Raw genomic sequence first — 10,777 nt, 5'->3', positions numbered from 1 at the left:
GGCGGCCGGGATCACCCACAAGCGAACCCGGCCCTACCGCCCCCAGACCAACGGCAAAGTCGAACGCCTCAACCGCACCCTGCTCGACGAATGGGGCTACGCCCGCCCCTACCGCTCAGAGACCGAACGACGCGACGCGTTCCCGCAATGGCTCCACACCTACAATCACCACCGCGGACACACCGCACTCGCAGGCAAACCACCCGCCAGCGGCGTCCCCAACCTCACAGGGCAATACACCTAGGGCGTCGACGTCCCCTGCGCGCGGGTGCGGAAGGCGTCCCAGGGTGTCAGGTCCATGCCCTCGTTCGTCTCCTCGTACCAGCCCGTGCCGTCCAGCCAGGCGCGGAGCCAGTCCTCCAGGCCCGGGGCGTCCACGTACCAGGCGTGCTCGGGGTCGTCAGCGTTGGGTTCGTAGAGGAGGACCGGGGAGCGGGGCGTGCGGCAGTCCACGCAGGCGTACATGCCGCAGCCCCAGTGGGATATCGGCAGCACGCCCTCGGGCCACAGCCAGTCGGGGTCGTCGCGGCTCCAGCCGCGTCGGCCGACGTACTCGGCGACCGCCGACGACTCCTCGGACGGGGAGCTGTCGAGCAGCGGCAGCAGTCCGTACTCCGGGCCGAATCCGCCGTCGCCTATCCGCGCATACAGGTCCGCGAGCAGTTGGGGCAGGGGGAATCCGAGCGTCGCCTCGGCGCGGGAGAGGGTCTCCCGGTCCACCGGGGCGGGGAGCGAAGTACGGCCCCACGGGTGGTCGTTGCGCGCCTTCGCCCGCACCTGGCTCAGCAACTGCTCGTTCGCGGTCATGACTTCATGGTGCCGGGTGCCACTGACATTCGGGGAGGGCTGTGGACAACCGTGAAGTTGTGGACAACCCGGCCGATCGCCGGGGCGGACCGCTCCGAGGGCACCCGGAGGGGTCAAGCGAGGTGTAGCCGTACTCCGTGGTCCGTCAGGAACGCGAGCAGTTCCTCGAAGGTCGCCGTGCGGGGGTGGGCGTACGGGGGCACGCCGAGGCAGGTGCGGGCCACGGCGGAGTCGTGCCAGACGAGAGTGAAGCCCCGGGCCGCGCCCCAGCGGCCGGAGAGGCAGTCGCGGAGGGCGTCCAGGCCCCAGCCGAAGTAGCCGCCGGGGCCGTTGACCGCCTCGCCGAGGGCGCAGAAGAAGCCGGGCTCGTCGGTGATGTGGCGGCCGTCGAGGTGGTACGTGGTGTCGGCGGGGCGGTCGGGGCGGTGGTGGGAGTGGTTGCGCAGAGCCGTGGTGAGCCAGTACTCGCGGGCCGCGGGGGTGCAGTCGGACCAGCGGCCGGCGCTCGCCGGGCGGCCCTCGCTCCACAGGTGCCAGACCTGTTCCGCCGCGCGTGGGGGCCGCTCCCCCCAAGGGGCCAGGGTGAGGTCCACGAGGTCGGGGCCGTGTGCCGAGGAGGTGCAGGACAGCAGGGGTCCCTCGGCCGCCAGCTGTATGGGGCGGCCGGAGGTGTCGACGCGCAGCACCTTCGCCTCGCCGAGCTTCGTCGCTCCGCGCACGGCGGAGCGCAGGGCGCCCCGGGGGGAGCAGCCGAGGAGGTGCACAAGAGGCGGTCCTGTGCGGGGTGGGCGGATGTGCGCCAGGTCGCGGCAGGTGCCGTACGGGGTGCCTGCCTCGGAGCGGGTGCGGTAGCCGGGGGAGAGGGGCGGGCACTGGGGGTAGTCGTACGGATTGTCCTCGGGGGTCCAGCCCTCGACGGTGATGTCGGTCAGGGACAGGTCGCGGGCGCATGGGCGGGCGTCCAGGACGAGGACCTCCTCCAGGTACCACTCCCCCACGGGGGTCTCGTGGCGGTCGAGGACGTCCAGGGTCAGTGGGCCGAGCGGGGCCCAGAGGCCGGTGCGCGCGCGGGTGACGGCGTCGGCGAGGGCGCCTTCCAGGGAGCAGCCCAGCAGTTCGTAGGTCTCCCGCGCGGGGGGGGGCGGTTCGTCGGTGAGGAGGCCGGTGACGTCCGTGCAGGTGCCCCATGGTTCCTCGTAGCCGGGGAGGTCCTCGTACTCGGCCTTCTGGTCGTAGGACAGCAGGGTGTACTTCGGTGGCTCCTGTGTGGTCGACGGGGACGGTGTCGCCGTCATGGGTTCCCCCTTGGTGTCGAGGCTCCGCGTGTGCCGGGGCTCAGGGCGGTCCGGCGCTGCGTTTCCGGCGGTGCGGGGGCACGCTGGATATGGGCAGGTAGGACCGGGCCCTAGGCGATCATCGCGAAGGGGCAGTGACTGTGAAAATCATCAACCTGATCCTCAACATCCTGTGGTTGATCTTCAGCGGGATCTGGCTGGCGCTGGCCTATACGCTCGCGGCGATCATCTGTTTCGTGCTGATCATCACGATCCCGTTCGGTATCGCCTCGCTGCGGATCGCGGGCTATGTGCTCTGGCCGTTCGGCCGGACCACCGTGGTCAAGCCGGAGGCCGGGGTGGGTTCACTGATCGGCAATGTCATCTGGATCATCTTCGCCGGATGGTGGCTGGCCATCGGGCACATCATCACCAGCATCCCGCTGTTCCTGTCGATCATCGGGATTCCGTTCGGCTGGGCGAACCTCAAGATGATTCCGCTCTCCCTGATGCCGCTGGGGCAGGAGGTCGTGTCGACCGACCGGCGGTTCGCCGGCTGGTGAGCGGGTCCGCGCGGGTCACCGCTGGCGGCCGGCCAGCTGCTCCAGGCGGGCGATGCGCTCGGCCATCGGGGGGTGGGTGGAGAACATCTTGGACAGGCCCTGGCCGGGGCGGAACGGGTTGGCGATCATCATGTGGCTGGCCGTCTCGATCCGGGGCTCCGGGGGCAGCGGAAGCTGCTTGGTGCCCGCCTCCAGCTTGCGCAGGGCGCTGGCGAGGGCGAGCGGGTCACCGGTGAGCTGGGCGCCTGAGGCGTCCGCCTCGTACTCCCGGGAGCGGCTGATGGCGAGCTGGATGACGGTGGCCGCGAGGGGGCCCAGGATCATGATCAGCAACATGCCCAGCAGGCCGGGGCCGTCGTCGTCGTTGGACCGGCCGATGGGGATGAGCCAGGCGAAGTTCACCAGGAACATGATCACGGAGGCGAGGGCTCCGGCGACCGAGGAGATCAGGATGTCCCGGTTGTAGACATGGCTCAGCTCATGGCCGATGACTCCGCGCAGCTCACGCTCGTCGAGCAGGCGCAGGATGCCTTCCGTGCAGCACACCGCCGCGTTGCGCGGATTGCGGCCGGTCGCGAAGGCGTTCGGGGCCTCCGTCGGCGAGATGTACAGGCGCGGCATGGGCTGGCGGGCCTGGGTGGAGAGCTCACGCACCATCCGGTAGAGGGCGGGGGCCTCGAATTCGCTGACGGGGCGGGCGCGCATCGCGCGGAGCGCCAGCTTGTCGCTGTTCCAGTACGCGTACGCGTTCGTCCCCAGCGCGATCAGGACCGCCACGATCAGGCCCGTGCGGCCGAAGAAGCTGCCGATGACGATGATGAGTGCGGACAGTCCCCCAAGGAGTACTGCGGTCCTTAGCCCGTTGTGCCGGCGGTGCACGGTACGCCCTCCAAGTCGTGCGGCAGGGGAACCCTTTGCTGTCTGATCTCTGTCTGATCGCTGTCTGATCTGCGATGCCACTGGTGTCGTGGTGTCACGTCCAGTGGACCCTCCCGTTCTGGTCAACGCCAGGCGAAGGCCAGTAGTTCCCTTTTGTTCGCCGGGTCGCGGATGGGCCGTCCGGGTGACGGGGCGGGCTCCGGGGGCAGCCGTATGCGCGGCGCGGCGGACGGGGGTCCGCGCGGGCGGCGGTTCAGGGTGGCGGGGGCAGGTCAGAAGAGGGGCGTGTCCGCGAACCGCAGGACGAGCTGGGGGGCTCCCGACAGGGCGATGCCGATGACGGCGGTGAGGGCGAGGGCGGCGGTGAGGGGGGCGGGGGCGGCGCCTTGGGGAGCCCCTCCCGGGCCTTCAGGGGCGCCCTCGGAGGCGCCTTCGGGGGCGCGGAAGAGGAGTGCCGTCCACTGGAGGTAGTAGTACAGGGCGATCACGACATTGGCGGCCATGACCACGGCCAGCCAGCCCAGGCCCGCGTCGACGGCCGCGCCGAACACGGTGACCTTGGCGAACAGGCCGATGACGCCCGGTGGCAGTCCGGCCAGGCAGAGCAGGAAGAACGCCATGAGGATCGCGGTGAGCGGGTTCGTGGCGTAGAGGCCCCGGTAGTCGCTGACGCGGTTGCGGGACCGCGTACGGGCCACCAGGGCGACCACGGCGAACGCGCCCAGGTTCACGGCGGCGTACATCAGCGCGTAGGCCAGGGTGGAGCCGACGGAGCGGCGGGGGTCGCCGGAGTACGCGGCGGCGGCGATCGGGACGAGGAGGTAGCCCGCCTGGCCGACGGAGGACCAGGCGAGCAGGCGTACGGCGCTGTACGCGCGGCCGGCCCGCTGGCGCAGGGCGCCGACGTTGCCGACGGTCATGGTGAGCGCGGCGAGCACGGCCAGGGCGGGCCCCCAGACGTCGGCGTACGACGGGAGGGCGACGACGGTGACCAGGATCAGGCCGGAGAAGCCGACCGCCTTGCCGACGACGGACAGATAGGCGGCGATCGGGAGCGGGGCTCCTACGTACGTGTCCGGCACCCAGAAGTGGAACGGGACCGCGGCCGTCTTGAAGGCGAAGCCGATGAGGGTGAGGACCACGCCGGTCTGGGCGAGGGTGGCGAGCTGTCCGTCGACGTCCTGGACGCGGGTGGCGATCTCGGTGAGGTACAGGGTGCCGGTGGAGGCGTACAGGAAGCTGACGCCCAGGAGGGTGACGGCGGTGGCGGTGACCGAGGAGAGGAAGAACTTCAGGGCCGCCTCGGAGGATCTGCGGTCGCCGTACTTGAGGCCGACCAGGGCGAAGGCGGGCAGGGAGGCGACCTCCAGGGCGACGATCAGGGTGGCCAGGTCGCGGGAGGCGGGCAGCAGGGCGGCTCCGGCGGCGGAGCACAGGAGCAGGAACCAGTACTCGCCGTCGGGGAGCGCCTTGTGGCTGTCCTTGAGGGCGGTGATCGACAGCAGGGCGGTCAGCAGGGCGCCGCCGAGGACCAGGAACTGCACGACGAGGGTGAAGCGGTCCGCGGTGTAGCTGCACACGTCCGGCGCGCCCGTGAGGCAGAACGTGGTGCGGTCGCCGTCCAGGAGCGGCAGCAGCAGGAGGGTCGAGGCGGCGAGGCCCGCCACGGAGACCCAGCCGAGGACGGCCTTGCGGCGCTCGCCGACGAAGAGGTCGGCGACGAGGACGGCGAGGCCGACCAGGGCGGCGACGGTGGGCGGCGCGATGGCGAGCCAGTCGACGGACTGGACGAGGGACGTGGCGGCCTGCTGGGCGAGCGCGCTCATCGGTTGCCTCCTGCGAGGAACTGCTGCACGGCCGGGTCGGTGAGGCCGAGGAGGGTCCTCGGCCACAGACCGGCGACGACGGTGAGGGCGACGAGCGGGGTCCAGGCCGCGTACTCGTACGGGCGTACGTCGGCGAGGCGGGGGGCGTCGCGCGGGACCGTGCCCATGCAGACGCGGCGGACCACGATCAGCAGATACGCGGCGGTCAGCAGGGTGCCGAACGCGGCGATGGACATGAAGGTCAGGAAGGCGGGGCGGCTGAGTCCCTCGGCCGGGTCGAACGCGCCGAACAAGGCGAGCATCTCGCCCCAGAACCCGGCGAGTCCGGGCAGGCCGAGGGAGGCGACGGCGGCGAAGGCGAGCAGTCCGCCGAAGCGCGGGGCGCGGCCGTACAGGGCGGCGCCGGTCTGTTCGGCGAGGGTGTCGAGGTCGGTGCTGCCGGTGCGGTCCTTCAACGCGCCGACCAGGAAGAACAGCAGGCCGGTGATGAGGCCGTGGGCGATGTTGGCGAACAGGGCGCCGTTCACGCCGGTCGGGGTCATCGTGGCGATGCCGAGCAGGACGAAACCCATGTGGCCGACGGAGGAGTAGGCGATGAGCCGCTTCAGATCGCCCTTGGCGCCCGGCCGGGCGAGGGCGAGACAGGCGAGCGAACCGTAGATGATCCCGACGACGGCGAAGGCGGCGAGGTAGGGCGCGAAGATCCGCATCCCGTCCGGTGCCACCGGCAGAAGAATGCGGACGAACCCGTACGTACCCATCTTGAGCATGACACCGGCGAGGAGGACCGAGCCGACGGTCGGGGCGGCGGTGTGGGCATCGGGCAGCCAGCTGTGCAGCGGCCACATCGGCGTCTTCACCGCGAGCCCGATGCCGACCGCCAGAACGGCGGTGACCTGCACGGATGTGGTCAGCGATCGGCCATTGTCAGTGGCGAGTGCCACTATGTCGAATGTGCCCGCGGTGATTCCGATCAGCAGCAGGCCGAGCAGCATGACCACCGAGCCGAGCAGCGTGTAGAGGATGAATTTCCCGGCAGCCGCGGTCCGGCCCTCGCCGCCCCAGCGGGCGATGAGGAAGTACATCGGGATGAGCACCATCTCGAAGGCGAGGAAGAACAGCAGCAGATCGAGGACGGCGAAGGTGGCGAGCGTGCCGCCCTCCAGCATGAGCAGCAGGGCGACGAACGCCTTCGGGGTCGGGCCCGAGGGCATCTTGAAGTAGGAGTAGAGCGCGCAGAGGAAGGTCAGCAGCGCGGTCATGACCAGAAGGGGGAGGGAAATGCCGTCGATGCCGAGGTGGATGCGCACATCGAGTGCGGGAATCCAGCTGATGTCCGTGCTGGCCTGGATCTTCGACGGCTGGTCGTGGTCGAAGCCCAGCACCAGGACGATCGTCGCGGCGAGGACCGCACCGGTCACGGTCACCCCGTGGCGGAGCACGGCCTGTTCGGGCGACTTCCCCTTCAGTCCGGGCGGCGCGGGCAGCAGAGCCGCGGCGGCGCCGAGGAGCGGGCCGACGACGACGAACGCCAGAAGGAACTGCATCACGGACTCGTTGATATCGATCACGCCTGCTCACGCTCCCGTGGCGACGAGGACGGCGGCGACCGCGAGAACGACGGTGCCGGCGAGCAGCGCGCTCACATAGGTCTGCACATTGCCGGTCTGGGCGCGCCGTACGGCGGCCCCCAGCCAGCGGGGTAGCGCCCCGGCCGCCTGGACGTAGGTGTCGACGACCTCGCGGTCGAGGAAGCGGACGAGCTGGGCCGAGGCCAGGACCGGGCGGACGAACAGCGCCGCGTACACCGCGTCGAGGTGGAAGCCCGCGGCGGCGGGGCGGTGCAGCGGGCCCAGTAGCAGCCGTCCGGGGTCGGCCGGGTCGGGTGCGTCGGCGATGTCCCCGTAGGCGGGGGTGTGGGTGGCGATGGCCTCGGCCTCGACGAGTCCCGCGTCCGCCTCCGGGTGGGCGGCGACGGCTCCCAGCGGGGCGCTCGCCGCGCGGGCCCGGGTGTGGCGCCAGGCCGCGTAGATGACGAGGCCGCCGGTGAGGGCGGCGCCGGTGCCGAGGACCGAGGTCAGCAGGGTCGGGCCGAGTTCACCGCCGTCGAACCAGCCCTGGAGTCCGCGGTAGGCGAACCCGCCGAAGGCGAGGGAGGGAGCGGCGAGGACCCACAGGACCAGGGTCATGGTGAGCGGCTGACGGCCGTGGTCGGGGGCCTCCTGGCCCTGGCCGCGGAAGGCGAGCAGCCACAGCCGGGTCGCGTAGGCGGCGGTGAGGACGGCGGCGGCCAGTCCGGCGACCAGGACGATCCAGCCCGCGGCGCCGGGGACGTGCGCACCGTGACCGGCGGTGACCTGCTCGGCCGCGCCGAGGACGGACTCCTTGGAGAAGAAGCCGCTGAACGGCGGGATCGCGGCGAGCGCGAGCAGCGCCACGGTCATCGTCCAGTAGGCGTCGGGGACACGGTCGCGCAGATCGCGCATGCGGGACATGGCGGCCAGCGAGTTGGTCCCGGCGGCGTGGATGATCACGCCGGCGGCGAGGAACAGCAGCGCCTTGAAGGCGCCGTGGGACAGGAGGTGGAAGACGGCGGCACCGCGGTCGCCGACGGCGAGGGCGCCGGTCATGTAGCCGAGCTGGCCGATGGTCGAGTAGGCGAGGACGCGCTTGATGTCGTCCTGGGCGAGGGCGGCGAGACCGGAACCGACCATGGTGACGGCGGCCATCACCGCGAGGACGACCATCGCGGCGGCGGACGCCTGGAACACGGGCAGCAGCCGGGCGACGAAGTAGACACCGGCGGCGACCATCGTGGCGGCGTGGATCAGCGCGGAGACGGGTGTGGGGCCCGCCATCGCGTCGGGGAGCCAGGTGTGCAGCGGGAACTGGGCCGACTTGCCCGCGACACCGGCCAGCAGCAGAAGGGCGATCAGGGTGGGGTGGTCCAGGCCGCCGTCGGCGACGGTCCGCAGGATCTCGGTGATGCGGAAGGACCCGGCGTCGGTGGCGAGGGCGAACAGACCGATGAGGAAGGGGACGTCGCCGAGCTTGGTGACGAGGAACGCCTTCAGGGAGGCGGCGCGGGCCTCGGGGGTCTCCCAGTAGTGGCCGACGAGGAAGTAGGAGCAGATGCCCATGACCTCCCAGCCGACCAGCAGCACCATCAGATCGCCCGAGTAGACGACGAGGAGCATCGCGGAGGTGAACAGGGAGACGAGCGCGGCGTAGGACGGATAGCGGGGGTCGTCGCGCAGATAGCCCATCGAGTAGATCTGCACACAGCAGGCGATGAAGGCGACCAGTACGGCGACGAGGGCGGCGAAACCGTCGATGTACAGGGCGAGATCGATGGGGACGGAGCCGGTGGGGGTCAGTTCGGTGGCCGCGTCGATCGGGGCGTCGCCGCCCTGGCGTACGGCGACCAGCACGGTGAGGACGAGGGAGGCCAGGGCGGGCAGGACCGCGAGCGGGCGGACGTAGCCGGGGCTGGACCGGCCGACGGAGAGACCGGCGGCGGCCCCCAGGAAGGGAAGGAGGGGGACTAGGACGGCGAGGGTGGTGGTGGTCACGCGGTGGCCTCAGCCTTCTCGGCGGCGCCGGTGGGCCGGTCGGTCGCGGTCGCTGTGGCGGGGCGGGGGCCGTCGGGTCCGGGGCCGTCGCCGGGGCCGGGGCCGTCGTCCGGGTCGTCGTCGGGGCCTTCGGCGGTGTCGCGGAGCTTGTCGATGTCCGAGGTGCCGCGGTTGCGGTAGACGGCGAGGACGATCGCCAGTCCGATGCCGATCTCGGCGGCGGCGATGGCGATGGTGAACAGGGTCAGGGCCTGGCCGGAGTGCAGGGTCTCCTCGGCGGCCTTGCTGAGCCAGACGTCGAAGGCGACGAGGTTCAGGTTGACGGCGTTGAGCATCAGTTCGACCGACATCAGCACGAGGATCGCGTTGCGGCGGGCGAGGACGCCGTACAGGCCGGTGCAGAACAGGAGGGCCGACAGCACGGCGGGATAGGCGAGGTGCATCAGCGGGCGCCTTCCTGGTCGGCGGCGACCCGGCCGGTGGCTTCCGGGTCGGCGGGCCCGGAAGTGGGCGGCTGGGCGGTGGACGGCGCCGGGGTGCGGGTGGCGGCGGTGCGGGTTCTGGCGGTCCCGGGGTCCGTGGCCGGCGGTGTCTTCGCCTTGCGGGACAGGACGATCGCGCCGACCAGGGCGGTGAGGAGGAGAACGGAGAGGGCCTCGAAGGGGAGGACCCAGTTCTGGAAGAGGCTCTCGCCGGTGACGCGGGTGGAACCGGCGGCGGCGCCCTCCAGGTCGATCCAGGTGGTGCGGAAGGCGTCGGCGACCACCCAGATGAGACAGCCCGCGGCGACCACGGCCACGCCGAGGGCGACCCAGCGGTTGCCGGAGTCGGCGTCGGGGCTCTGGCCGATGGGCGCCTTGGTGAGCATCAGTCCGAAGAGCAGGAGGACGACGACGGAACCGACATAGATCAGGACCTGGACCCAGGCGATGAACTCGGCGGTGAGGAGGAGGTACTCGACGGCGAGCCCACCGAGGGCGACGACCAGCCAGAGGGCGGCGTGGACGAGTTGCCGGGTGGTGACGGTGATGATCGCGGCGCCGAAGGTGACCAGGCCGACCAGGAGGAAGGCGATCTCCACGCCGGTGGGGGAGAGGAAGCCGCGGGTCTCGGGGGCGGTGGAGGTGGTGGCGGTGGTGAGGGTGGTGTGGGCGGCCGTCATGGCGGAGGTGGTGAGCGCGGCGAGGGTCACGAGTCGTCTCCCTCGGGCTCGGGGTCCGGGTCTGGGTCCGGGTCGGGGTCCGGGTCCGGGTCGGGGTCCGGGTCGGGGTCCGGGTCCGGGTCCGGGTCTGGGTGGTGGGGGGCGGGGCGGTTGGGCTTGGGGCCGTCGGGTGCGGGGGCTTCGGGCTCGGGACGGTCGGGTGCGGGGGCTTCGGGCTCGGGACGGTCGGGTGCCGGGGCTTCGGGCTCGGGACGGTCGGGTGCCGGGGCTTCGGGGGGCTGGGGGGTGGACTCCGGGGTGCGCTCCGGTGAGGGCTCCGGGGTGGCTCCCCGGGTGGCGGGGGCCTCAGGGGCTTCGGCGGGGTTTACGCCCGGGGCTGGTGGGGTGGGTCGGGCGGAGTTCGGCTCGGGCGGGGTGGGGGCGGGCTCGTCGGGGTTGGGCTCGGGGGCGGTGCTGGGCTCCGGGGTGCCGTTGGCCTTCGGAGCGGCCTGGGCGTCCCTCGCCGGTTGCGCGTCCTTCGCCGGCTGGGCGCTCTTGGTGGTCCTCGCGGCCTCGGTGGTGTTCGGGGCCTGGGCGTCCTCGGGTGCCTCGGTGTTCTCCGGTGCCTTTGCGTCCTCCGGTGCCGGGGATTTCTCGGCGGCTCTTGCGGCTTCGGCGTCCGCCGGTGTCTGAGCGGCCTCGGCGGCCCTTGCGG

Annotated in this window: 10 protein-coding genes and 1 pseudogene; 2 read left to right on the top strand and 9 right to left on the bottom strand. The window is 71.8% G+C overall.

Going from position 1 to position 10,777, the window contains the following annotated elements:
• Positions 1-244 (top strand): integrase core domain-containing protein (locus tag AB0D49_RS09440; RefSeq protein ID WP_362753385.1); only part of this gene is annotated, 244 nt, incomplete at its 5' end.
• On the opposite strand, the gene AB0D49_RS09435 is transcribed toward AB0D49_RS09440, so the two are convergent.
• Together AB0D49_RS09435 and AB0D49_RS09430 are read right to left on the bottom strand one after the other, a co-directional pair.
• On the bottom strand, positions 241-807 hold the full coding sequence (locus tag AB0D49_RS09435) for an SMI1/KNR4 family protein (protein ID WP_362753382.1): 567 nt from the start codon (positions 805-807) through the stop codon (positions 241-243). The genes AB0D49_RS09440 and AB0D49_RS09435 overlap by 4 nt on opposite strands.
• Positions 808-920: 113 nt before the next feature.
• Positions 921-2,102, bottom strand: coding sequence for a barstar family protein (locus AB0D49_RS09430; RefSeq protein ID WP_362753379.1), 1,182 nt, complete (start codon positions 2,100-2,102; stop codon positions 921-923).
• A gap of 140 nt (positions 2,103-2,242) precedes the next feature.
• Between AB0D49_RS09430 and AB0D49_RS09425 the strand changes: the two genes are divergently transcribed.
• Positions 2,243-2,644, top strand: a complete 402-nt coding sequence (locus tag AB0D49_RS09425; protein ID WP_362753376.1) for a YccF domain-containing protein — start codon at positions 2,243-2,245, stop codon at positions 2,642-2,644.
• Positions 2,645-2,659: 15 nt separating this feature from the next.
• Here AB0D49_RS09425 and htpX read toward each other — a convergent pair whose 3' ends face one another.
• From htpX to AB0D49_RS09390, 7 genes and pseudogenes are all read right to left on the bottom strand, one after another.
• Positions 2,660-3,523, bottom strand: coding sequence for a zinc metalloprotease HtpX (gene htpX, locus AB0D49_RS09420; protein ID WP_362753373.1), 864 nt, complete (start codon positions 3,521-3,523; stop codon positions 2,660-2,662).
• Between the two features lie 272 nt (positions 3,524-3,795).
• Positions 3,796-5,349: an NADH-quinone oxidoreductase subunit N gene (locus tag AB0D49_RS09415; RefSeq protein WP_362753370.1), complete on the bottom strand. Its 1,554-nt coding sequence runs from the start codon at positions 5,347-5,349 to the stop codon at positions 3,796-3,798.
• Positions 5,346-6,920 carry an NADH-quinone oxidoreductase subunit M gene (locus tag AB0D49_RS09410; protein WP_362753367.1) on the bottom strand — a complete coding sequence of 525 codons (1,575 nt, stop codon included), beginning with the start codon at positions 6,918-6,920 and terminating at the stop codon, positions 5,346-5,348. Before AB0D49_RS09410 ends, AB0D49_RS09415 begins: the two co-directional genes overlap by 4 nt.
• A gap of 6 nt (positions 6,921-6,926) precedes the next feature.
• Positions 6,927-8,921: an NADH-quinone oxidoreductase subunit L gene (locus AB0D49_RS09405; RefSeq protein WP_362753364.1), complete on the bottom strand. Its 1,995-nt coding sequence runs from the start codon at positions 8,919-8,921 to the stop codon at positions 6,927-6,929.
• Positions 8,918-9,364 (bottom strand): NADH-quinone oxidoreductase subunit NuoK, encoded by a 447-nt coding sequence (nuoK, locus tag AB0D49_RS09400; protein ID WP_362753361.1) that lies wholly within the window; start codon positions 9,362-9,364, stop codon positions 8,918-8,920. Before nuoK ends, AB0D49_RS09405 begins: the two co-directional genes overlap by 4 nt.
• Positions 9,364-10,083 carry an NADH-quinone oxidoreductase subunit J gene (locus AB0D49_RS09395; RefSeq protein ID WP_362753451.1) on the bottom strand — a complete coding sequence of 240 codons (720 nt, stop codon included), beginning with the start codon at positions 10,081-10,083 and terminating at the stop codon, positions 9,364-9,366. The genes nuoK and AB0D49_RS09395 overlap by 1 nt, the downstream gene beginning before the upstream one ends.
• Before the next feature lie 26 nt (positions 10,084-10,109).
• A pseudogene (locus AB0D49_RS09390) lies at positions 10,110-10,777 on the bottom strand (hypothetical protein); the annotation flags it as partial.

It is taken from the genome of Streptomyces sp. NPDC048290, assembly GCF_040652095.1.
Lineage (GTDB): Bacteria > Actinomycetota > Actinomycetes > Streptomycetales > Streptomycetaceae > Streptomyces.
Note: the sequence above shows the minus strand (reverse complement) of the source record. Positions and strands in the feature narration are given on the sequence as shown.